Raw genomic sequence first — 21,708 nt, 5'->3', positions numbered from 1 at the left:
GCCGCCCGTCGATCTGGGCCGGAAGGGGAGGCTCAGTTGCAGTCGTACGAGACGCCGTTGGCCTCGTCGATGGTGCGGATCACTTCCCAGTCGTCCTGGAAGGAGATCTCGATGAACTGGTCCTCGCCGTTCTGGCCGAATTCCTCGGCGAGCGCGGTGCCTTCCCAGTCGAAGCTGAAGAACGCCTCGCGGATGCTGTCCTGCAGCTCGGGGGTCAGGTTGTAGACCGTGCCGTAGCCCGTCGTCGGGAAGGTCTGGGACTGGTAGACCACCTCGATCTGGTCCTCGGAGATCACGTCGCGCTCGATCATCCGCGCCTTGACCGAGTTGGCGATGGAGGCGGCGATGTAGTCCTGGTTGGCGACGCCGAGGATCGAGCTGTCATGCGCGCCCGAGAAGGTGGCCTCGAAATCCTCGCCGGCGGTCATGTCGAACTCGGCCTTGAGGATGGCCGAGGGCGCCTTGAAGCCCGAGTTGGACGTCTCGGAGGTGAAGGCGAGCGTCTCGCCCTCGAGGTCCGCGATCTCCTCGATGCCCGAATCGGGATAGGTGATGATCTCCATCTCGTAGCCGAACGAGCCGTCCTCGGCCGCCATCATGGCGAACGGCCGGAAACCGGCGCAGGCAACGGCCAGCGGGTTCGACCCGGTGTTGAAGCCGGCGACGTGCAGGCGGCCCGCACGCATCGCCTCGATCTGCGCGGCGTTCGATTGCACCGGGAAGAACTGGACCTCCTTGCCGGTCACTTCCGACATGTGGTCGAGAAAGCCCTGCCACACCTCGGCATAGACCGCCGGGTCCTCGACCGGCGTATAGGCGAAGATGAGCGTGTCCGGGTCGATGAGCTGCGACTCGTCCTCGGGGATGTCGGCGATCAGGTCGCCGTCATTGTCGACGTAGCGATCGCCGAGAGCGAACTGGGCGTGCGCGGTACCGGCGGCGAGCAGGCTTGCGATGACCGTGGCCAGGCTGAGCGTTTTCATGAGGTTCCCCTGTCATTGCTGTCGGGCCCCGCCTACGTGCCGAATGTGACAGCCAAGTAATCCCGAGGGAATTTCCTGTCCTTGCGACGCGGACCGCGGGGCGCCCCGAACGGATGCGTGCCTCTCGCAGCCGCCGCCCGCGGGCACGGGGGCATCCGGCCTTGACTGTCGCGGGCCCGGCCCCGAGACAGGCGCCGACGCGACAGGAGGAAGCCATGGCGGTATCGTTGAGCGGCATCCGCAAGACCTTCGGCGACAGGGCGGCGGTCGACGGCGTGACCGCCGAGATCGCGGACGGCGAGTTCTTCGTGGTCCTCGGCCCGTCGGGCTGCGGCAAGTCGACGCTCCTGCGGATGATCGCGGGTCTCGAGACGCTCGACGCCGGGGAGATCGCGCTCGGCGGGCGCCGCGTGGCGGGGCCCGGCCTGCACGTGCCGCCCGAGGCGCGGAACGTGGGCGTCGTCTTCCAGTCCTACGCGCTCTGGCCGCACATGGACGTGCGCGACAACGTGGCCTTTCCCATCGAGAACGCCGGCCAGTCGCGCAAGGCCGCCCGCGCCGGCGCGGAGCGGCACCTCGCCACCGTCGCGCTGCAGGATTTCGCGACGCGGCGGCCGGCGGAGCTGTCCGGCGGCCAACGTCAGCGCGTGGCGCTGGCGCGCTGCCTGGCCGGAGGGGCGCGCACGATCCTGATGGACGAGCCGCTCGCGAACCTCGACCCGCACCTGCGCGCAGTCATGGAAGAGGAGATCCACGCCTTTCACCGCGAGGCCGGCGCGACGACCCTCTACATCACACACGACCAGCGCGAGGCAATGGCGCTCGCCAGCCGCGTGGCGGTCATGGCGCGCGGGCGGTTCCAGCAGGTGGCGACGCCGCAGGACCTCCACGACCGGCCAGCGAGCGAGGAGGTCGCGCGCTTCATCGGCCGCGCCGCCGTTCTCGACGCGGAGATCGACGGCACGGGCGGCGCATCGCTCGGCGGCCAGCGCGTTTCCGTCACGGCCGAGGGCACGGCCCCGCCCGGGCAGGCCAGGGTCGTCGTGCGGCCCGGCGACGTCCGGCTCGGCGCGGGTCCGTTCCCGGGCCGGCTCGAGCGGGTGTTCTACCGCGGCGGCTCCTGGGAGGGGCTCGCGGCGGTCGAGGGCCTCGCAGATCCGCTGCCCGTCGCGAGCGCCTCGCCCCTCCGCGACGGCGAGACGCTGGCGCTGTCGGTCGAAGCGGCCTGGGTCCTGCCCGGGCCGGCCTCAGAGACGCCAGGGCACGACGCCGGGCGGCAGGCGTCGGCCGAGCCGGTCGAGTAGGGTCATCAGAGCCACGGTGGCAAGCACCGTGACCGACGCCATGGCGGCCGCGAGCGTGGTGTAGCCGCCGTCCTCGTAGTTGAAGATCGTCGTGCCGATGGTCTCGTTGCCGCGGCTCCAGAGCAGCGCCGACACCGTGACCTCGTTGTAGGCGGTGAGGAAGACGAGGATGGCGCCCGACGCCGCGGCAGGGGCGAGAAGCGGCAGGTGCACGCGCCAGAGGCGCCGCCCGAAGCGCGCGCCCGCCACCCGCGCCGCATCGTCGAGCGCGGGATCGAGCTGGCCCGCCGCGGCGGCCACGGGCTTCAGCCCGACGGCGAAATAGGCGGTCAGGTAGGCCAGCAGGATCAACGCGAGCGTGTTGTAGAGCGACAGGCCGGTGCCCGGAATCGGCCGGATGTAGACCAGGATGAAGGCGATGGAGATGACGATGCCGGGGATCGCGTAGCTCATCTCGGCGAGCGTCGCGACGCCGGTCCCGGTGGCGCGCCCCAGCCGGTCCCGCCGCGCGCCGAAGAGCGCGACGAGCGCCGCGAGCCCCGCGAGGACCAGCGCGGCGGTCCCGGCGAGCAGCGTCGAGTTGGCGAAGGCGCGCGCCGGCGCGCTCTGGCGCAGGATCACCTCGGCAAAATTGTCCCAGGTCACGCTCTCGAGGGTCAGCGGCACGCCGTAGGTCGGCACCAGCGCGGTGGCGACGAGCGAAACAAGGGGCAAGGCCAGCACGGCCGCGACGAAGAGCGCGAGCGCCGCCTCGCAGATGGGCCGCGCGCGGCCGAGGGTGATGCGCAGCGCCGGCTGCGGCGGACCGATCAGCCCCGACCGGGCGCGGCGCTGGAGCCACGTCTGCAGCGTCACGGCCAGGACCGCCACGATCGCGAGCAGCATGGCGAGGGTGGCCACGTCGGTCAGCACGCTCGGGCCGAAACCCGCGAGCCGGCGCCAGATCAGCACGGGCAACGTCACGTAGCGGCCGGGGATGCCGAGGAGCGCCGGGATGCCGAAATTGCCGAGCGCGGAGACGAAGGCCAGCGCCAGCGCCGCGATCAGCGACGGCGCGAGGAGCGGCAGCAGGATCCGCCGCAGGAGCCGTCTCGGACCCGCCCCGGCGATGCGCGCGGCCTCGATCATCTCGCGCGGCAGGCCGCGCAGCGCTGCCAGCACCACGAGGAAGACGAGCGGCGTGTGCTGGAGGGTCAGAAGCGCGATGACCCCCGCGCGCGAATAGAGCGGGTGCGCGACGCCGATCTTGGGCTGCAGGCCGACCCAGCCGAGGACGGGGCTCGACGGGCCCAGCGCCTGGATCCACGAGATCGCCGTCACGTGCGGCGGGATCATCATGGGCAGGAGCAGCAGGAAGACAAAGACGCCCTTGGCACGCAGGTCGGTCAGGCCGATGACGAATGCGAGCGCGCTGCCGAGCGCCAGCGCGCTCAGGGCCGAGACGGACGCGCTGTCGAGGCTGTTGAGCAGCGCTCCGCGCGTCGCGTCCGACCGCAGCGTCTCGAGCACCGGGCCCGAGCCGCCCGCGAGGCCGGTGGCGAAGAGACGCGCGAGCGGCAGCACGAAGAGCGCCGCCGCCACCGCGAGAAGTCCGGCGAGGGCGATGCCCTCGCCGCGGGGTCGGGCAGGCATCAGCCGCCGAAGGTCTCGGCGAACCGCTCCTTGTACGCGGCGTCGTTGGCCAGAGCCTCCGCCGGGTCGAAATCGATGACCTTGATGGTCGAGCGGTCGGGGAAGTAGTCGGGCGCCGCCACGTCGGGATGCGCCGGCAGGTAGCCCTGCGCCGCGGCCAGTTCCTGGCCCCGCTCCGACAGCAGGAAGTCGACGAAGGCCTGCGCCGCCTCGACGTTCCGCGCCGTCTCGAGGATCGCCACCGGCTCGGTCACCGCCGAGACGCCTTCCTCGGGGAAGACGAAGCCGACCGGCGCGCCGTCCTGGATGTTGCGCAGCGCGAGGAAGTCCACGACGAAGCCGTAAAGCGCCTGACCGCCGGCCACCGCCTGGTAGGTGCCGCCATTGCCGCCCTGCGCGATGGCGCCCTGGTCGGCGAGGCCCTGGTAATAGTCCCAGCCAAGCTCCGGCAGGCCGGTGAGCGAGACCATGTGGATCGTCGCCGCGCCCGATTCGAGCGGCGAGGGCATGACGATGTTGTTCTCGGCCGCGGGCTCCAGCAGGTCGGCATAGCTCTGGGGCACCATCTCGGCGGCTTCGTTGTAGACGATGCCGGTGGTGATGAGCTTGGTCGAGAAATAGTAGCCCTCGGGGTCCATCAGGCCCTCGTCGTAGGCCGAGACGTCGGCGTCGGTATAGGCCATCAGCCGGCCTTCCTGCTCGAGGCTCTCCATCGTCACCGTGTCCGCGATCAGCAGCACGTCGGGCTGCGGCTGGCCCGCCTCGAACTCCGCCCGCAGGCGCGCCATCATCTGGGTGGTGCCGTCGCGGACCCATTCGACGTCGATGTCGGGATAGACCTCGTTGAAGGCGTCGACGGTCTGCTGTGCATCCTGATCGGGCTGCGAGGTGTAGAGCACGAGCGATCCGGACAGGCTTTCGCCGGATTGTTGTGCAACGGCCGGCACGGCGGCGAGGGCCGCGGCAAGGGCGATGGCAGCGGTACGGTTCATGGATCACTCCCGAATTGAAATCAGGGGCGGGCTATCAGCGCTATGTGACAGGTCTGCGAACGGGGGGGACCACTTTTGGGAACGTGCCCAACCGCCGATTGCGGATGTCGGTTGTCGGTCCGCGCATCTTGTCGCCCAGCACTCCTGCCCTCCTGCAACTGAGTATGGAAGCGAGAAGATCCATGTTGCCGAACCTCCTTGTTTCGATCTGGTGGCGACGGCAGCCGTTTAACCCCTCTTACGCTGCTACGCTGCGCAAAATTGACCAACTGCCAGAATCGCGGCGGAGTCATCGAGAGCCATCATTCTTGACCACGGGAAACTTCCCCCCGTGTTTTCGAGAAGTTCGGCAGAACTGAGGTGGCTGGATCGTCTTGAGCCCCGGCACAAGCCTGAAGCCCGTCCGCAACGCCGTGAGGAATCCCGCGTGAGGGATCATTCGGTGGGGACGAGTGTTTCCAGGCGGCCATGCGACCGGAGCCTCGGCGAAGGGTCATACACGTGTGAGCGTACCGCCAGCGTCGCCTCCCACTCGTCAGCGCGCAGTCCCGGTTACCGGATCCATGACATCCTGCACCGCCGCGTTCCTCCCGCATGTACAACGCTCGGACCGTGCGGTCTGAGAATTCCGCTGGAACGTAGCCAATGCCATCTCCAATCCCCTTTCGTAGGTCGGCCCCAAGAACCAACTCGTGTGGCACTCTACTTGCTGCGCCGGCGATCGCAGGGTTCTGATATCATGCGTTTTCCATCTGGCTCGAAAGTCCATTCCGTGGAATGCCGCCTGTAGAGCGGCGCGGGAAAGACCAGTGAAGCTCGTCTACCGTGCCCTATCAATCCTCCGCCGCGGCGCCTGACGGCGCCACGGCCCTTGCGTCACATGCACTTCAAAGCTCGACCTCCCACGACTTGAAGCTCTGCCTGCGCGCGGCGGGAGTGGCGTCGGCGATCTTGCGGATGTCGGCCCAGGTCTGCTTGTAGTTCGGCAGGACCAGCTCGTTCACGCCGCCGTTGATCACGTTGCCCTGCGTGCCCGAGGGCGCGCCGAACAGCATGAAGGTCTCGTTCCGCCGCGCGGTCGGCTCGAGGTAGACCATGGCCTGGGTGGCGCCGTCGGCATTGTGGATCTCGACGAGGTCGCCGTTGCCGACGCCGAGCTCGGCCGCGTCCTCGGGGTTGATCTGCAGGAAGGGCACCGACCAGCGGTCCATGGCGAAGTCGTTGTCCTGGTCGAGGAACCAGTTCTGCCAGTTGAGGTTCGACCGGCCGTTGTTGATCAGGAAGCGGTGGCTGTCCCGCTGCTGCGCCTTGCCCGCGGCCTGGAGCCCGCGCCACGTCGCGTGGCAGAACAGCGCCTTGCCGTCCTCGCGGCCGTGCCGGGTGAACACGCCGTCCGTGTAGAGGCGCGGCGTTCCCACGAGCTGGCCGTTCTCGAAGCCCAGGACAGGCTCCTGCACCCCGTTCGTGCCCGCGGCGCGCAGCCGCTCGTAGGTCACTTCGGGGTTGCCCGAGTTGTAGCCGTCCATGAAGGCGTCCTCCTCGGTCTGCCAGTCGTAGCCCTGGAAGCGGGCGGCGTAGTCGGGGCGCCCCTCCTCGGTCAGCACCCGCTCCATCGCCTGGGCGAGCCGCGCGGCGATCAGGCAGTCGGGCAGCGCCTGGCCCGGTCCGTCCATGTATTTCTCGGTCAGCCGCAGGCGGCGTTCGCCGTTCATCGAGGTCAGGTTCATCTCGCCCGCCTCGACCGCCGGCAGGATCACGTGCGCCGCCTGCCCGATCTGGGTGTGGATGATGTCGACGTTGACCGAGAACAGGCCGCCCGCACGGATCGCCCCCTCGATGGCGTCGACGAGCTCCTCGCGGGTGGCACCGATCGCGTTGTCCATGGCCTCCTTCACCATGTTGGTGCGCTGGTTGTACGCGCGCTTGAAGCGGCTCGCGTTCAGCGTCGTCTTGTAGTGGTCGCAGGCCCAGACGTGGTGTACGGCGCCGCCGCCGTCGATCAGCAACCGGTCGAAATAGGGCGCGGGACGGCCCACATGCCCGTCGCCGGGCCGGTAGTAGCCCTCCTGGTGCCCGCCCAGACGGCAGACGCCGCCGCCCTCGCGGCCGATGTTGCCGCAGGCAAGGCCGAGGTTCACCAGAGCACCGATGGTGCGGTAATTGTCGTTGCCCCAGATGATGCCCTTCTCGTAGGCGATGATCGCCTTGCGCCGCGCCCCGTCGTCGTGCGGCCGCGCGTACCACTCGGCCGCCTTGATGATGTCGGCCTCGGGCACCCCGGTGATCTCGGCCGCCTCGGCCGTCGAGATGCGGATCGCCTCCAGCGCGGCCTCGAAGCTGCCGAGCGCGGCCGGGTGAGTCTCGCTCTGCGGCACCTCGACCGCGGCCTGGATCGTCGAGGCGGCGATGAAGTCGGTGTCCACCCAGCCCTGGTCGGCGATGTGGGTGAGGATCGCGTTGAAAAGCGCGAGATCCGTGCCGGATTTCGGCTGAAGGTGCAGCACGTTCCCGGCGCCGGCGGCCTCTTCGCAGGCCCGGATCGTCACCGTGCGGCGCGGGTCGACGATGATCGCCCGGGCCCCGCCCTGCATCCCCGGCACCATGTGGTTGAGGAAGAGGTTTGTCTGCGTCTCGAGCGGGTTCGCGCCCACGATCATGATCGTGTCGGTCAGCGTGTAGTCCGCGTAGGCGTAGTTCAGTTCGTCCACGCCCATATCGCGCGAGGAATGGACCTCGGAATTGTAGGCGGGCCGGTTGTGGATCCGGCAGTTCTTCACCTTCATCGAGCCGAAGTAGAGCTTGCCGGTGCCCCAGGTGTTCTCGTAGCCGCCGGCGCTGCCGCCATGGTCGAACATCGAGACGTAGAGCTGGTCCTCGTCCTCCGGCTCGACGAACCGGGCGGTCACGCGCGCGACGAGATCGAGCGCGTCGTCCCACGTGGTGGGCTGCCAGGTGCCGTAGCGCCACACCAGCGGATCGGTCAGCCGCTGCTGCTGGGTGCCCGTCACGTCCGAGCGGCGGTTCTCGGCCATGCGCGCGCCGCGGATGGAGCCGAGGCCCGAGTTCACGACGCAGTTCACGTCAGGCTTGATGACCAGATGCACGTCCTGGCCGTTCTTCTTGACGACGTTGTACATCGACGGCGCATACCAGGCCTCGGTGTCCTGGAACTGCTGCGCGCTCAGGTCGACGCCGAACTTGTTCTGGTTCGGCGCGGTGCCCCCCTGGCGGTTCAGCGGCCAGGTGTAGGCCTTGTAGCCGCAGCCGACGATGCAGTAGTGGCACACCGCGTTGTGCTCGTCCGCGTCGGCCGGGATGATCGGCAGGCGGTCGGTGAATCGCTTGTAGGCCATCGTTTCCCTCCTCAGCTTTCCAGGACGTTCGACAGGCGGCCGTAGATGAGCTCGTCCACGCCCTCGGCGAAGATGTCCCCGGCGCCGTCGACGCGCAGCTCGAACTGCGGCAGGTTCTGGGTCGCGTGTCCCCAGGTCTGCTGTCCGCCGGCCTCGCAGTCGAAGCGCGAGTAGTGGCCGGGGCAGTTCAGCGTCTTGTCGGCGGCGTTGTAGGACAGCAGCCACCCCTTGTGCGGGCAGAGCACCGAATAGGCGACGATGTCGCCGTCCGGCCCGACGCCGCCCTCGACCGCCTGCCCGAGCTTCAGCAGGACACCGGGGCTGTCGGCGTCGGGATAGGCGATGTCCATCGGTTCGTTGACGACGAGATCGGCGATGTTCGCGAGCCGGTTCGCGGGATAGTCGACCCGGGCGAGGCCCTGCGCTCTCGCCGGGCTTCCGGGCACCACGGCGGCGGCTGCGGCTCCGGCCGCGCCGACGATCCCGCCGCGCAGGAACTGGCGCCGTCCGACATCGACCATGCGGTTGCATTTCATGGGTGGAGTCCTCCCCTTGCTGCGCTTTTCGGCAGCCTAGGCCAATTCGGAGGCAGGATGGGAACGCGGGGCGGCGACAGGCCACCCTGCAATAAATTGATTTCAATGAATTATTACGGATGTTCGGATTTCCGAACGTGTCCGGGCTCAAAGACCGAGCTTGTGCATCTTCTCCCAGAGGGTGGTCCGCGAGACCTTCAGCAGCCGCGCGGCCTCGGCCACCTGCCCGCCCGTGTGCTCGAGCGCCCGGATGATCTGGTGACGCTCGGCGAGGTCCCGGGCCTCGGACAGCGGGCGGACCTCGCGCGCGTGCTCGTTGAGCTCGGGGAAGACGTCGGCGGGATAGATCCAGTCGCCCGTCACGACCTCCATCGCGCGCAGCAGCCGGGACCGCAGCTCGCGGCCGTTTCCCGGCCAGTCGTGATCGTGGATGGCTGCCAGCGTGAGTTCGGAGATGCCGCGCAGCGGCGCCTCGCGGCGGACGTTCAGGGCTTCGAACATCTGCCCCGCCAGCCACGCCGCATCCTCGCCCCGCTGTGCGAGCGGCGGCACGACGATCTCGTGTGCGAGGAGGGCATAGAGAAGGTCGGAGCGGAAGCCGCCCGCGGCGACCTTCTCGTCGATCCGGGTGCCGCAAGCGGCGATCAGCCGGAAGGATGCCTGCCCGAGCGCGTCGATCAGACAGTGCTGGGCCGCGCCGTCGAGACGCCCGACGCCGTTCACGAACAGCGTCCCGTCGCGCACCGTCCCGATCGCCGCGCGAAGCCTGTCGGCCGACACCGAGTCCCGGAAGGCGTTCGCCACGACGAACGCGGAGGACCGCCGGTCGGACAGCGCGTGGATGCGCCGCGCGAGGCGTTCCTTGCCGAGGCCGCGCGCGCCCCGGATCAGGACAGGCCCGTCATGGCGCGCGAAGTCCGCAACGAGGGAATCGACCTGCCGCGCCAGCGGGGAAATCCCCGTCTGCGGCGGCAGGCCGGCGCCCGGATAGGGCCGCAGGATCTGCACGAGCCGCCGGAGGAAGGCTGACATGTCGAAAGGTTTCGTCATGTAGTCGGCCCCTCCGGCCCTGAGCAGCCGGACCGCCTGGTCGATCTCGCCCTGGCCCGTGATGAAGAGGAAGGGGGGCGGAGCGATCCGGCGCGACACCGTGGCGAAGATCTCCTCCCCGGACCCGTCCGGCAGCCGGATGTCGCAGATGACCGCATCGACCGGCCGGCGCGGGGTGCGCACGGCGGCGATGCCCCGGACCGCCTGCTTCACCCACGTGACCTCCGCGCCCTCGAGTTCGAGGCGCTGCACCAGCGAATGTCCCATGATGGCATCGTCCTCGATCAGGACGAGGTAGCGGCCCGTCAGCATGGTGGTTGCCCCCCTGCCGGGATGCGGACGATGATCTCGGTACGGCAGTCCGCACGGGTGCAGTCCACCCGCCCCCCGAGCATGGCCACAAGGTCACGCACCAGCCGCAGCCCGACGCCCCCGCCCGGCTCCAGCGGGGCCTCGGACATGAGGCGCGCCCGGGCCGCGCCGGAGAGGCCGGGTCCGTCATCCGCCACCGCCAGCCGCAGCCAGCCACGTTCGGTCCGCACGCCGAGGGCCACCGAGCCGCCCTCGGGCGCGGCCGAGGACGCGTTCAGGAGGAGGTTCAGCGCGATCTGGCGCACAGGTGCCGACGGATGGCCGCCGAACGCGGCCTCGCCACCGTCGATCCGCCAGTAGAGCCGCTGGCCACGCCGGGTCGTTTCCGGCTCGAAGAGCAGGCGCAGGTCCTCGAAGTCGGCCCTCGACAACGCGCGCCCCGACCGGTCGATCCGGTTCTCCTCCAGGATGACCCGGCTCACGTCGCGGAGATGGCGGAGACCGCGGTCGATGAGCTCGGCGGACTGGCGGACCACCTCCGGCCGGTCGGCGTAGCTGCGGATCGTGTCGGTCGCATTGAGGAGCCCGCCGAGCGGGTTGTTGATCTCGTGCGCGAGCGACGAGGACAGCCGCCCGAGACTGACGAACCGTTCCCGTTCGGCAAGCCGCCGTTCGGCTTCGGCCCGAGCGTCGATCGCCCCGGCCATGGCGTTGAAGTTGCGCAGGAGCCTTGCGAGGACGCTGTCCGAGCGAGGGATCGCCCGCTCCGGGATGGGATGCGGCGTCCCCCCGGCCTCACCCATGTGGTGTGCCAGCAGTTCGACCGGCTTCAGCATGCGCGCCATCACGAAATACCCCGCGAGCACGAGGATGAGCGTGGCCAGCGCATTGCCCGCCAAGAGCGCGAGCGCCGCGGTGCGCCGCTGCGCGACAAGGTCGCTCACGTCGAGTTCCGTCACGATCCGGCCGACATCCCTGCCCTGTACGAACAGCGGGGCCATCACCCGCACGACCGAGCGTCCGTGCGCGGCGGTGACCTCGCCCACGGGCATCGCCTCGGCCGCGAAAGCGTCGATCGCCGTATCCACCGGGGCCCGTTCGGGATGCGTCGCGGCCAGCACGAGGCCCCTGTCATCGGCGACGACGGTGAACAGGATCCGTTCGCCCGACGCGTTGGTCCGCGCGCGGTCGAGCGTGTCGTAGACCTCCCAGACGTCGCGATGGAGCGCGAACGGCCCCAGGGCGACGGCCAGGCCCTCGACATGCAGCCGCGCATATTCCTGGAGCCGCGCGTCCTGCAGCCTTCCGAGGGTGGCGAGGACCTGCTGCGACGCCGCGAGGCCGAGCAGCACCATGAGCACCGCGGTGGCGACCGCGACCCGCACCGTGACCGGCCATGTGCCCGGACGCAGCCGCATGGTCAGCGCCGCGGCACTTCGGCCATCCGCGCGGCGATGCCGTCGAACAGGCCCGGGTCGCCGTGCTGCACCCGGTCGAGGAACAGCTGCCGAAGCGCGTCGCGCCCCGCCGCGGACGCATCGAGCCCCCGCAAGGCCGCACCGAACTGCCGGACCAAAGGGTCCGTCGCGCGGTCCGCACGGGCGGCGAAGGGCGGGAAGCCCAGCCACTCGGACTGCGTCACGACCCGCGTCCGTTCGGTCAGGGACGGCTCCACCCGCGCCAGCGTCTCCCAGACATAGCCGTCCACGCTCCCCGACCGGGTCAGTCCGCCCGCGACCGCCCGCACCACGTTGCGGTGGCCATAGGTGAAGATCGACCGCGAGAAGAAACGCTCGGGCGTCTCGCCGAGGCGCGCGATGTCGGAGGCGGTGACGAGATAGCCGGAATTGCTGTCGGGGTCCGAGAACGCGTGCACGTCGCCCCGCAGGTCCTCGAGCCGCAGGGCAGCGTCGTCGTGCCGCACGATCAGGTAGGACTGGTAGAGCGGTCGCCCGCGCCAGACGGGGACGCCGAGCAGCGACAGGCTGTCGCCGTGTTGCAGGAAGGGATAGCCGCAGATCCACGCGGCATCCACCGACCCGTCGAGGAGCGACGCGGTGATTTCCTGGTAGGTCCTGCGCTGGATCAGGTCGACCGGTTCGCCGAGGGCCTGCGACAGGGCCGATCTCAGCCGTTCGATGACCACCGCGTCGTTGTCGAGGAACACAGGGGTCAAGCCGAGGCGGAAGGGCTCTGCCACCCGCGCGAGGGCTGGCAGGCCGATGCCCGCGCTTGCCGCCGATCCGGCGAGGAATCGCCTCCTGTTCATCGACTATCGCCTCCCCTGCCCCGCACGGCAGCGACGGGAGCCGGCCTCAGGCAATGCGCCGCGTGCCGGCCGGCACCCCGCGGCCTCGCGGCGGTGGGGGCCTCACGCGCGGATGTTGCGCCACAGCAGGGCAAGCAGGCCCGCGTTCCCCAGCGCCAGCACCGAGATCGTCCAGAGTGCCGTCTCCGGCGCCGCGCGGGCGAGGAGCCACGCCCCGAGAAGCGGCGCGGCCGCCTGCGCGATGAGCGACGGCCGCGCCAGGCGTCCCATCAGCGCGGGGTACCGCGCCGCGCCGAAGACGGCGAGCGGCAGGCTTCCCCGCGCGATCGAGAAGAGGCCGTTGCCGCCCCCGTAGAGCACCAGCGCCGCCCCCGCGATCCCGAAATCCGCCGCCAGCAGCAGAAGCCCGATCGCCAGCGCGAGATTGGAAAAGGCGAGCGTCCAGATCGGGTGATGGCGTCCCCGTCCGGCCATCTCGAGGACGCGCGCGCCGACCTGTGCCGGACCGATGAGCGCGCCGAGGGCCACGGCGCTCGACAGCGCGTAGCCCTGCGCCTGAAGGAAGGTGAAGAGCCAGATCGAGATGTTCACCACGACGAGCCCGTTGAGGATGAGCGTCGCCGCCATCAGGGCGAACACGATCACCTCGTGACGCTCCAGCGGCTCGGCTGCGGGGCCGCCCGAGGCGTGTCCCTCCGCACGCGCGGGGACCGCGGGGATCACGAGCAGGATCAGCGGCAGGGTGCCGAAGACGTGGATCGCGGCATAGGCCACGGCCACCCCGCGCCAGCCCCAGGCCTCGAGCATCAGGGTCGAGAGCGGCCAGCAGACGGTGCTCGCGAAACCGCCCCAGAGCGTGAGCGCGGTGATCGCGCTCCGGGCGTCCTGTCCGTAGAGGCGCCCGAGCGCGGCGAAGGCCGGGTCGTAGAGGCAGGCGGCCATCCCGAGCCCGAGCACCAGCCAGCCGGCCCAGAAGACCCAGAGTTCCGACGCACCGGCGATCACCAGGAGGCCGCCGGCGGTCAGCCCGCAGCCGACCGCGAGGACCGGACGGCCCCCGCGCCGCGAGATCGCCTGGCCCACGAGCGGCGAGACGAGGCCGGCCACGAGCAATCCCGCCGAAAGCGCCCCGGTGATGGCGGTGAGCCCCCATCCCGTGTCGGCCGCGATCGGCGCGGCGAGCACGGTCATGAGGTAATAGGTGCTTCCCCAGGTGAAGATCATGACGAGGCCGAGCGCCGAGATGACCGGCCATCGCCGCTCCGCGGCAGTGAATGTCGCGTCCGTCATGGCGTCACAGGACCTGCCAGAGCTGGAACAGCAGCCCGGAGGCGAAGGCCCCGGTCAGGGAAAGCCCGATGTAGAGCAGGAACACGGGCGGGCGGGCCAGCGCCCAGACCGCCATGGCCGCCGGGATCGAGGTGACGCCGCCGGCGACGAGAAAGGCCATGCCCGCACCCGGCGCCATGCCCTGGTCGATCAGGCCGCCGACCAGCGGCAGGGCGGCGTAACCGTTGAGATAGGCGGGCACGCCCACGAGCGTCGCCGTGACGATGGGCAGCAGCCCGTCCCCCCCGAGCGTCGCGGTCACCGTTTCGGCGGGGATCCACGCCAGCATGAGGCTTTCGAGGATGAAGGCGAGCACCAGCCACCTGGCGAGGAACAGCGTCGTGCTCAGCGCCGTCCTGGCGAATTTCGTGCGCCGTCCGGGATCGGTCCAGAACCGCCAGACCACGGGCTTCGGCGCGCGGACCCTCGCACCGCCGCAGCCGCCATTGCCGATCCCGTCGCGCAGCGGGTCGGCGAAGGCGCCGCGCTTCATCATCAGGTGCACCACGGCCCCGCCGAACACGCCGAGCCCGATGGCGGCAAGGGTCTTGGCCACCGCGAATTCGAGGTCGAGCACGCCCGCCGTCAGCACGAACATCGACGGGTCCATGATCGGCGAGGCGAGCCAGAAGGCCATAACCGCCGAGAGCGGCACGCCCATCGCGAGGAGCGCCGCGATCAGCGGGATCACCCCGCAGGAACAGAAGGGCGAGAGGCCCCCCGCCAGCGCGCCGAGACCGATCATCAGGACCGGTGCGCCGGTAAAGGCCTTGGCGATCAGGTTGTCGGCCCCGGTCGCCCCGGCCCAGGCGGCGATGGCGATCGACAGGACAAGGAACGGCGCCGTGTTCAGGAGCGCGGTGGCCGCGAAGGTCGCGCTTGCGGCGGCCTGGTTCCTGTCGGCCACGGCGAGGACCGCGAGCATCAGCGCCGAGGCGAGCCAGACGCGCTGGTCCTGCCAGAGACTGCGCAGGGCGGACCGAAGGCCGGGGACCGCAAGGGACGTGTCAGTCATCACCAAGATTCCGGAATTGCCGTTGTTTCAGGCGCGGGAAAGGACATGCACGCCTCACGCGGCGTCCTCCGCACGGTGGACCGCCACGCCGGCGCAGCACTCCGAGGTCAGGAAGCCGAGAAGCGCGTGCATCGCGGGAAAGTCGACGCGGTTGAACACCTCGCGCCCCTGCTTGTCCTGCAGCACGAGCCCCGCGTCGACGAGCGTCGAGAGGTGATGCGCGAGCGTCGAGGGCGCGAGCCCCAGATGCTCGCCGATGTCGCTGACCCGCAGGCCGTCCTGCCCCGCCTTGACCAGCAGGCGGAAGATCGACAGGCGCGCATCGTGGCCGAGGGCGGCAAGGGCGCGGGCATTGGGGCTGGTCGTTGTCATGAGATCCAAAATAACCAGAAAACTGGTTTTGTAAATGATTCGTCATTCGAGAACGCGGGGCCCCTGAAATCCCCGGCAGGACCGCCCCCGGGGAGGCTTTCATGCGGGCGTCAGTTCGGGTTCCGTCGCCGTGAGACGCCCCGAGGCGAGCGCGGAGAGGCCGATCAGCACCGTGGCGGTTCCAAGCATCAGGGGCAGACCGCCCACCTGGTAGGTGAACCCGGACAGGACCGTCCCGAGCAGCCGCCCGCCGGCGTTCGCCATGTAGTAGAAGCCCACGTCCATCGTGACCCGCTCGACCCTGGTGAATGCCAGGATGAGATAGGAGTGGAGCGCCGAGTTCACCGCGAAGACCGCGCCGAAGACGAGCAGCCCCGCCACCAGCGTGGCGGTGAGCCATGGCTGCGGCTCGCCCGAGGCGAGCGCCGCCGCGGTCAGCGCGGCCGGGATCGCCGCGAGCGTCCACGCCCAGCCGCGGGCCTTGGCGACGAGGTCGCGCTCCGGCGTGCTGGCCGCGCGCAGGAGCCGCGGGGCCGAGGCCTGCACCGCGCCGTAGAGGATGATCCAGAGCGCCATGAAGGTGCCGATCATGAAGAAAGCCGCGCGGTCGCCCTCGGTCGTTCCGTCCGACAGGACGCCGTAGAAATAGATCGGGATGCCCACGACGAACCAGACGTCGCGCGCGCCGAAAAGGAACACCCGGGCGGCCGAGAGCCAGTTGACGTTGGCGGACTTGGAAAAGACCTCGGAGAACTTCGCGCCCTTGCGGCCCTTCGGCAGGCCCGGCGGCATGGCGACCAGCACCGCCACGAGGATCGCCGAGAGGACCGCGGCCATCGCCAGGACGGCCCAGACGAAGCCGACCGTGGCGAGGAGCGCGGCGCCGAGAAGGAAGCCAAGCCCCTTCACCGCGTTCTTCGACCCCGTCAGCACCGCGACCCAGCGGAAAAGGCCGCCATTCTCGGCCGGAGCCAGCACCTTTACCGCGGATTTCGAGGACATCTTGGCCAGGTCCTTGGCGACGCCGCTGGCGCCCTGCACCACCATGACGAAGGCCACGGACAGGCCGATGGCCCAGCCCGGATCAAGTTGCGCGAGGGCCAGCAAAGCCACGACCTGGATGCCGAGGCCCGCATAGAGCGTCGAGGTCAGCCCGAAGCGCGCCGCGATCCAGCCGGCGGCGAGGTTCGTCACCATCCCGGCGATCTCGTAGAGCACGAAGAGATAGGCGAGCTGCACCGGCGTGAAGCCCAGCGTGTGGAAGTGCAGGAGCACCAGCATGCGCAGCGCGCCGTCCGTCAGCATGAACGCCCAGTAGGACGCGGTGACGGCGATGTAGGCGGAAAGGCCCTCGGGTCGGCGGCTCACAGCGAGGCCCCCACCATCAGCGCCACGTCCACGAGGCGGTGCGCATAGCCCATCTCGTTGTCGTACCAGGCGTAGACCTTCACCTGCGTGCCGTTCACCACCATGGTCGAGGGCGCGTCGACGATGCTCGATCGCGGGTCGTTGGTGTAATCGGCCGACACGAGGGGGCGTTCCTCGTAACCGAGGATGCCGTGGAGCGGCCCGTCGGCGGCGGCCTTGAAGAGCGCGTTGACCTCCTCGACCGACGTCTCCCGCTCGACCTCGAAGACGCAGTCGGTGATCGAGGCGTTCAGCAGCGGAACGCGCACCGCGTGGCCGTTCAGCCGGCCCGCGAGTTCGGAATAGATCAGCGTGATCGCCGTGGCCGAACCGGTCGTCGTGGGGATCAGCGAGTTCAGGGCAGACCGCGCGCGACGCAGGTCCTTCGCGGGACGGTCGACGATGGTCTGCGTGTTGGTGACGTCGTGGATCGTGGTGATGGACCCGTGCCGGATGCCGATGGCCTCGTGGACGACCTTGACGACCGGCGCGAGGCAGTTCGTCGTGCAGCTCGCGGCGGTGACGATGCGGTGCGTCGCGGGATCGTAGATGTCGTGGTTCACGCCGTAGACGATGTTCGCGGCGCCGCCATCCTTGACCGGCGCCGAGACCACCACCTTCTTCACTCCCGCCTCGAAGTAGGGGGCGAGCTTTGCCTCGGTCTTGAAGACGCCGGTGCAGTCGATGACCACGTCGACCCCGTCGAGCGGCAGTGCCGACAGGTCCCGCGCGCCCACGAACGGCAGCCGCGTGCCGTCGACGGTCACGCTCTCGTCGTCATGGTCGAAGGCCGCGTCCCAGCGCCCGTGGACCGTGTCGAATTCCAGGAGATGGGCGTGCATCGCCGGGTCGCCGACCGTGTCGTTGATCCAGGCGATGGACGCGCCGCGCGCGAGCAGCGGCTTCAGTGCCAGCTTGCCGATCCGTCCGAGGCCGTTGAGGGCGTAGACCGTCATGCGGGCGCCCCGGCATCGGTCCGGCCGATGTCGTCCACCGCCTTCTGCAGCGAGATCCTGTCGAGCGAGGCAATCGGAAGCCCGGTGAACACGGTGATCCGGTTGTGCAGCGCCCCGTAGGCCTGGTGAAAGGCGAGGCTCTTCTGGGCGTCCGTGCCCTCGGTCTTCACCGGGTCCGGCATGCCCCAATGCGCGCTCACCGGCTGGCCGCTCCAGGCGGGGCATTCCTCGTTTGCGGCCCGGTTGCAGACCGTGAAGACGAAATCGAACTTCGGCGCGCCCTCGCCCTGGAACTCGGCGATGTTCTTGGCGCGGAGCACCGAGATGTCGTGACCCTTCTGCTCCAGCACCTCGAGCGCGAACGGGTTGAGCTCGGAGCGCGGCCGGGTGCCGGCGGAATAGGCCTCGAACCGGTCGCCGGCCTCCTTGCGCAGGATGGATTCGGCGAAGATCGAGCGGGCGGAATTGCCGGTGCAGATGAAGAGCACCTTGTACTTTCGGTCGGTCATGGGCGTTTGTCCTGTTGCGGAGACCAGGGAAAGAGGCAGGCAGAGCTCCGGCCGACCGCGACAGCAGTCGAGGAGCAGGTGGTCGAAGGTGCGGCGCACCTCCGTCATGGCGATCGAGTAGAGCAGCGACGTCCCGACCCGCTCCTGCGAGACCAGTCCGACCTGCTGCAGGGCCGACAGGTACGCCGACAGCGTCGACGCCTTGAGATCCAGCGCCTCCGCCAGTTCCCCGGCACGCACGCGGTCCGGGTACCGGCGCATGAGGAGCCGGAAGACGGCGAGCCGCTGCGGATGCCCGAGGACCGACAGGCGCGAGGGAATCATTTCTTCCATATTTCATGGATATCAGAAATAAAGGGCCGGGCAATCGCCCGCGCACGCCGTTACAGAAGTTTCACAATTCCCGGGCCCGATCGGCGCGTGTGTCCGGACCGCCGACGGAACGGCATGGCGGGGACCGCGCGTCCTTTCCGCACCGGTCCCGGCGGCATGTGGGTTCGCCACATGCCGCCCCGGCGCGAACGCCCGTCTTTTCGACCTGCGAGCCTGTTTCCAATCTGCACAAGATCAGGGCATATGACGCAAGAACCGCTCACGAAGCGGGCTATTCCGCGATCCTGCCCGAGGTCTCGCCGATGCGCGCCTGGCACCATCTCTGCCCCGCCCTGCCCGCCTTCCACGGCCGCGAACAGCTGCGCGCCGGTATTGGGGCCATGCTGGGGATTACCCTGTGCGCCCTCGCGGTCAGCGTCGGCGGCGCCTTTGGCCTCTCGTCGCTCCATCTCGTGGCGCCGCTCGGGGCGACCGCCGTGCTGGTCTTCTGCGTGCCGAACTCGCCGCTGGCCCAGCCCTGGTCGGCCATCGTCGGCAACATGATCGCGGCGCTTGTCGCGCTGGCGGTGATCGAGGTCGTCCCGGGCGCCTGGTCCGTCGGCGTCGCGGTCGGCGCGGCCATCGCGGCGATGATGCTCGTCCGGGCCCTGCACCCGCCGGGGGGCGCCGTCGCCCTGCTGACGGCTCTCGACCCGGCGCCCGCCCTGGACGCGGGCCCGCTCTTCGCGCTGATGCCGGTCGGGCTCACCACGGCGGTGCTGGTCCTCGGCGCGGTGCTCTACAACCGCGCGACCGGCCGGGTCTACCCGTTCCGCCAGCCCGAGACCGCAGGCGCCCGGGAGCCCGCGCCGCGACTGGGGCTCTCCACCGACCAGCTCGGCGCGCTGCTCGACCGGTTCAACCAGTCGACCAATCTCGGCGTGGCGGATCTGGGCCGGCTGCTGGCCGCGGCCGAGGCCGAGGCGGTGCACCACCGCTTCGACGGCACGACCTGCGCCGACGTGATGACCACGGACCTGATCACCGTTCGTCCGGACACCCCTCTGCCAGAGGCGGCGCGGCTCTTCCGGACACATGCCATCAAGAGCCTGCCCGTGGTCGCGGACGGCATGACCCTGCGCGGCCTCGTGCTGCAGGCCGACCTTCTCGCGGCTGCGGCCCGCACCCCTCGCGCCACCTGGTCGCCCCGGACGAGGCAGGACAGGGTCGCGGACGTCATGCGCGCCCCGGATCGGGCGGTCCCGCACGACATGCCGGTCGGTGCGCTCCTCAACCGCCTGGCCGCCGAGGGCAGCGAGGTGATCCCGGTCACCCGGGGCGACCGGCTCGACGGCATCCTGACGCGGTCGGACATCCTGCGCCTCCTCCTCCGCGGCGCCGAGGAGCGCGACGCCGCATGAGGGCACTGGCGCAGGGTCGCGTGCATGACGTCCGCGGCGCTACGCTCTCTTGTCCGCCGTCACGCGGGCGGCAGGGCCACCCCCGTTTGGCCGGCCGCAGGAGATCCGCGGTTCACAGCCCGGACGCCCGCTTCTCGAAGCGCGCCGCCTGCGGCGGTCGCCGCGTCGCGCGCTTGGCCAGGGACTGTGCGTGGGCGCGTTCCCGGGCGCGCTCGAACGACCTGCGCACCCGCTGCGTGCGGTTGGCAAAGGGCGGCACGGGGGTTCCGGCCGTCAGCTGCAGCTGGTTCAGCACCTCGAGTCCGGACATCTCGGCGAAGTGTTCGAGATACCGACCAAGCTCGTGCTCGAACTCCGCAGGTGGCGGCACCTGCCCGTCGCGCAATATGCAGACGAAATCCCCTGATCCCGCGTAGGTCATGAGCAGTTTCCGGCTGTCCAGCGTGTCCTGGATCCCGAGGGCGACCGCGGCCAGCAGCGTGGCAAAGTCCGTGCCCGACGTCGCGCCATGGACAGCGTCCACCCGCTCGATGCGCACGGCCACGAGCGACGCGGCACCCAGAGCGCCGCTCGGCAGCTGCGACAGGTAGTTCCCGAGCGAAAAGGGAGGGATGAGCCTGTCGACGCCGGCCACCATCAGTTCGTCCTCGGGCGTGAAGGCATGTCTGCCCACATCCCGCCCCACGCGCGCGCGCGCCTTCGGCGAGAACGACGGAATGATCCTGACCGGCGCGGGCCGCGACAGAAGACGCTCGGCGACCCGCAGGCGTCCGGTGAATTCCTTAACGTCGAAGCGCTTGACGATGTAGTCGTTTGCGCCGGCGGCGAAGGCGTTCTCGATCGTCTCCGCGTCCTTGAGTGCGGTCAGCATGATGATCGGGGTATCCCGATGCTCAGGCCGGGAGCGGATGCGCGCGCACAGCTCGATCCCGGACATGCCAGGCATCTCGATGTCGAGCAGGAAACAGTCGAACTGCGCACCGGGCCCGTCGATCATGGCGAGAGCCGTTTCGCCATCCTCCGCGAGACGCATCTCCGGATAGCCGCTCTTCTGGAACAGGCGGAAGAGAAGGTCGCGCACGATGGCGCTGTCGTCGACGGCAAGCAACCTCATGGTCTACTCCCTGAGCTCCGGAAACGGGGAACCTTCGCGCGGTCAGGCTGCGATCAGGAGCAGCACGCTGACCCACAAGAAGATCCCGAGGAAAAAGAAGGGCAGGATCCACCAGCCCCCGGCGAGCATGGGGTCCCGGCTGTCCTGCGCCGGCCAGGACCGGCCGCCCCGGACGCCCGCCGGCGACATCCCATCCGCCTGGGACAGTCGATCGGCGAGAGGATCGGGATCGACGAACGTGCGGGAGGTCCAGAGAGGGCGCACCTGGCGCGGCGCGCCGGACGCTCCCTGCCTGTCCGTGGCGCGCGCCTCGGCGGAACTGGACGTGGCGTGCGCATGATGGGCACTGCGGGAACTTGCAGGGAATCTCGAACCTTCCATGTCTTCTGTCTCCTGTCGGACGTCGCCTGGGGATTCGCCGCGTTCCTGGATCTTCGTCGCGCTTCTGGTCTTGGGCGTCTGCCCCGGCGGGGGTCCGGGGCAGACGCGGTCAGCTGCGTCCGTGAGCGATACCTCAGCTGAAATCTTCGTCCTGAGCCGACAGGCCACCCAGCAGACCGCCGAGCGGGCTGTCGCCGTCGAGCAATCCGCCCGTCAGGCCACCGCCATCGTCGCCGCCGAGCAGACCGCCGACCACACCCTCGTCGCCGAGGACACCGTCGAGAAGGCCGTCATCGCCGTCGCCGCCGAGCAGGCCGCCCACCACGCCCTCGTCACCGAGGACACCGTCGAGCAGGCCGTCATCGCCGTCGCCGCCGAGCAGGCCGCCCACCAGGCCCTCGTCACCCAGGACACCGTCGAGCAGGCCGTCATCTTCGCCGCCGCCGAGCAGGCCGCCCACC

At 69.8% G+C, this 21,708-nt stretch carries 18 protein-coding genes and 1 pseudogene; 3 read left to right on the top strand and 16 right to left on the bottom strand.

All coding sequences use genetic code 11. From position 1 onward, the window contains the following. Nucleotides 1-32 precede the first annotated feature (32 nt). Nucleotides 33-983 (bottom strand): phosphate/phosphite/phosphonate ABC transporter substrate-binding protein, encoded by a 951-nt coding sequence (gene phnD / locus RISW2_RS19895; RefSeq protein WP_043774273.1) that lies wholly within the window; start codon nt 981-983, stop codon nt 33-35. A 215-nt stretch (nt 984-1,198) separates the two neighbouring features. On the opposite strand from phnD, the gene RISW2_RS19890 reads away from it, so the two are divergent. Continuing rightward, nucleotides 1,199-2,287 carry an ABC transporter ATP-binding protein gene (locus RISW2_RS19890; RefSeq protein ID WP_084615480.1) on the top strand — a complete coding sequence of 363 codons (1,089 nt, stop codon included), beginning with the start codon at nt 1,199-1,201 and terminating at the stop codon, nt 2,285-2,287. Here RISW2_RS19890 and RISW2_RS19885 read toward each other — a convergent pair. The 13 genes from RISW2_RS19885 to RISW2_RS19825 all read right to left on the bottom strand — a co-directional run bounded on the left by RISW2_RS19885 (nt 2,231) and on the right by RISW2_RS19825 (nt 18,352). Beyond that, complete coding sequence (locus RISW2_RS19885) at nt 2,231-3,919, bottom strand: ABC transporter permease (protein WP_043774271.1); 1,689 nt, start codon at nt 3,917-3,919, stop codon at nt 2,231-2,233. The two genes, RISW2_RS19890 and RISW2_RS19885, sit on opposite strands and share 57 nt — an antisense overlap. After that, nucleotides 3,919-4,911: an ABC transporter substrate-binding protein gene (locus RISW2_RS19880; protein WP_043774269.1), complete on the bottom strand. Its 993-nt coding sequence runs from the start codon at nt 4,909-4,911 to the stop codon at nt 3,919-3,921. The genes RISW2_RS19885 and RISW2_RS19880 overlap by 1 nt, the downstream gene beginning before the upstream one ends. Before the next feature lie 887 nt (nt 4,912-5,798). Continuing rightward, nucleotides 5,799-8,264 carry an arsenate reductase (azurin) large subunit gene (locus tag RISW2_RS19875; protein ID WP_043774267.1) on the bottom strand — a complete coding sequence of 822 codons (2,466 nt, stop codon included), beginning with the start codon at nt 8,262-8,264 and terminating at the stop codon, nt 5,799-5,801. Between the two features lie 11 nt (nt 8,265-8,275). Continuing rightward, a complete protein-coding gene (locus tag RISW2_RS19870; RefSeq protein ID WP_043774266.1) occupies nt 8,276-8,800 on the bottom strand; it encodes an arsenate reductase (azurin) small subunit in 525 nt (174 codons plus the stop codon). 147 nt (nt 8,801-8,947) lie between these two features. Continuing rightward, entirely contained in the window at nt 8,948-10,162 is a 1,215-nt protein-coding gene (locus RISW2_RS19865) for a sigma-54-dependent transcriptional regulator (protein ID WP_043774265.1), read from the bottom strand. Then, nucleotides 10,156-11,580, bottom strand: coding sequence for a sensor histidine kinase (locus RISW2_RS19860; protein ID WP_043774264.1), 1,425 nt, complete (start codon nt 11,578-11,580; stop codon nt 10,156-10,158). The genes RISW2_RS19865 and RISW2_RS19860 overlap by 7 nt, the downstream gene beginning before the upstream one ends. Before the next feature lie 2 nt (nt 11,581-11,582). Continuing rightward, on the bottom strand, nt 11,583-12,431 hold the full coding sequence (locus tag RISW2_RS19855) for a substrate-binding domain-containing protein (RefSeq protein ID WP_043774263.1): 849 nt from the start codon (nt 12,429-12,431) through the stop codon (nt 11,583-11,585). A 102-nt stretch (nt 12,432-12,533) separates the two neighbouring features. Next, nucleotides 12,534-13,721 (bottom strand): MFS transporter, encoded by a 1,188-nt coding sequence (locus RISW2_RS19850; RefSeq protein WP_051492186.1) that lies wholly within the window; start codon nt 13,719-13,721, stop codon nt 12,534-12,536. Between the two features lie 4 nt (nt 13,722-13,725). Next, nucleotides 13,726-14,775: a permease gene (locus RISW2_RS19845; RefSeq protein ID WP_211238726.1), complete on the bottom strand. Its 1,050-nt coding sequence runs from the start codon at nt 14,773-14,775 to the stop codon at nt 13,726-13,728. 54 nt (nt 14,776-14,829) lie between these two features. Next, nucleotides 14,830-15,147 carry an ArsR/SmtB family transcription factor gene (locus RISW2_RS19840; RefSeq protein WP_043774295.1) on the bottom strand — a complete coding sequence of 106 codons (318 nt, stop codon included), beginning with the start codon at nt 15,145-15,147 and terminating at the stop codon, nt 14,830-14,832. A gap of 99 nt (nt 15,148-15,246) precedes the next feature. Further along, complete coding sequence (gene arsJ / locus RISW2_RS19835; protein ID WP_043774261.1) at nt 15,247-16,515, bottom strand: organoarsenical effux MFS transporter ArsJ; 1,269 nt, start codon at nt 16,513-16,515, stop codon at nt 15,247-15,249. Further along, a complete protein-coding gene (locus tag RISW2_RS19830) occupies nt 16,512-17,510 on the bottom strand; it encodes an ArsJ-associated glyceraldehyde-3-phosphate dehydrogenase (protein WP_043774260.1) in 999 nt (332 codons plus the stop codon). The genes arsJ and RISW2_RS19830 overlap by 4 nt, the downstream gene beginning before the upstream one ends. Next, on the bottom strand, nt 17,507-18,352 hold the full coding sequence (locus RISW2_RS19825) for an arsenate reductase/protein-tyrosine-phosphatase family protein (protein WP_043774259.1): 846 nt from the start codon (nt 18,350-18,352) through the stop codon (nt 17,507-17,509). Before RISW2_RS19825 ends, RISW2_RS19830 begins: the two co-directional genes overlap by 4 nt. A gap of 302 nt (nt 18,353-18,654) precedes the next feature. Here RISW2_RS19825 and RISW2_RS19820 point away from each other — a divergent pair, with 302 nt between their 5' ends. Continuing rightward, nucleotides 18,655-19,752, top strand: coding sequence for an HPP family protein (locus RISW2_RS19820; protein WP_043774258.1), 1,098 nt, complete (start codon nt 18,655-18,657; stop codon nt 19,750-19,752). Between the two features lie 112 nt (nt 19,753-19,864). Here the strand turns inward: RISW2_RS19820 and RISW2_RS19815 are convergent, their stop codons facing one another. Both RISW2_RS19815 and RISW2_RS24685 read right to left on the bottom strand, forming a co-directional pair. Further along, complete coding sequence (locus RISW2_RS19815; protein WP_051492185.1) at nt 19,865-20,866, bottom strand: response regulator; 1,002 nt, start codon at nt 20,864-20,866, stop codon at nt 19,865-19,867. Between the two features lie 42 nt (nt 20,867-20,908). Continuing rightward, nucleotides 20,909-21,055: a hypothetical protein gene (locus RISW2_RS24685; RefSeq protein ID WP_156943901.1), complete on the bottom strand. Its 147-nt coding sequence runs from the start codon at nt 21,053-21,055 to the stop codon at nt 20,909-20,911. A 313-nt stretch (nt 21,056-21,368) separates the two neighbouring features. On the opposite strand from RISW2_RS24685, the pseudogene RISW2_RS24680 reads away from it, so the two are divergent. Then, nucleotides 21,369-21,708, top strand: a pseudogene (locus RISW2_RS24680) (hypothetical protein); the annotation flags it as partial.

It is taken from the genome of Roseivivax isoporae LMG 25204 (assembly GCF_000521865.1).
Lineage (GTDB): Bacteria > Pseudomonadota > Alphaproteobacteria > Rhodobacterales > Rhodobacteraceae > Roseivivax > Roseivivax isoporae.
The sequence above is the reverse complement of the archived record's forward strand: the minus strand, read 5'-3'. Positions and strand labels throughout refer to the sequence as shown.

Coding starts and splice junctions, on each gene's coding strand:
- RISW2_RS19845 (WP_211238726.1), bottom strand. CDS start 14,775: ATGACTGACACGTCCCTTGCGGTCCCCGGCCTTCGGTCCGCCCTGCGC.
- RISW2_RS19870 (WP_043774266.1), bottom strand. CDS start 8,800: ATGAAATGCAACCGCATGGTCGATGTCGGACGGCGCCAGTTCCTGCGC.
- RISW2_RS19850 (WP_051492186.1), bottom strand. CDS start 13,721: ATGACGGACGCGACATTCACTGCCGCGGAGCGGCGATGGCCGGTCATC.
- phnD (WP_043774273.1), bottom strand. CDS start 983: ATGAAAACGCTCAGCCTGGCCACGGTCATCGCAAGCCTGCTCGCCGCC.
- RISW2_RS19830 (WP_043774260.1), bottom strand. CDS start 17,510: ATGACGGTCTACGCCCTCAACGGCCTCGGACGGATCGGCAAGCTGGCA.
- RISW2_RS19820 (WP_043774258.1), top strand. CDS start 18,655: ATGCGCGCCTGGCACCATCTCTGCCCCGCCCTGCCCGCCTTCCACGGC.
- RISW2_RS19865 (WP_043774265.1), bottom strand. CDS start 10,162: ATGCTGACGGGCCGCTACCTCGTCCTGATCGAGGACGATGCCATCATG.
- RISW2_RS19855 (WP_043774263.1), bottom strand. CDS start 12,431: ATGAACAGGAGGCGATTCCTCGCCGGATCGGCGGCAAGCGCGGGCATC.
- RISW2_RS24685 (WP_156943901.1), bottom strand. CDS start 21,055: ATGTCGCCGGCGGGCGTCCGGGGCGGCCGGTCCTGGCCGGCGCAGGAC.
- RISW2_RS19840 (WP_043774295.1), bottom strand. CDS start 15,147: ATGACAACGACCAGCCCCAATGCCCGCGCCCTTGCCGCCCTCGGCCAC.
- RISW2_RS19880 (WP_043774269.1), bottom strand. CDS start 4,911: ATGAACCGTACCGCTGCCATCGCCCTTGCCGCGGCCCTCGCCGCCGTG.
- RISW2_RS19875 (WP_043774267.1), bottom strand. CDS start 8,264: ATGGCCTACAAGCGATTCACCGACCGCCTGCCGATCATCCCGGCCGAC.
- RISW2_RS19890 (WP_084615480.1), top strand. CDS start 1,199: ATGGCGGTATCGTTGAGCGGCATCCGCAAGACCTTCGGCGACAGGGCG.
- RISW2_RS19815 (WP_051492185.1), bottom strand. CDS start 20,866: ATGAGGTTGCTTGCCGTCGACGACAGCGCCATCGTGCGCGACCTTCTC.
- RISW2_RS19825 (WP_043774259.1), bottom strand. CDS start 18,352: ATGGAAGAAATGATTCCCTCGCGCCTGTCGGTCCTCGGGCATCCGCAG.
- RISW2_RS19860 (WP_043774264.1), bottom strand. CDS start 11,580: ATGCGGCTGCGTCCGGGCACATGGCCGGTCACGGTGCGGGTCGCGGTC.
- RISW2_RS19885 (WP_043774271.1), bottom strand. CDS start 3,919: ATGCCTGCCCGACCCCGCGGCGAGGGCATCGCCCTCGCCGGACTTCTC.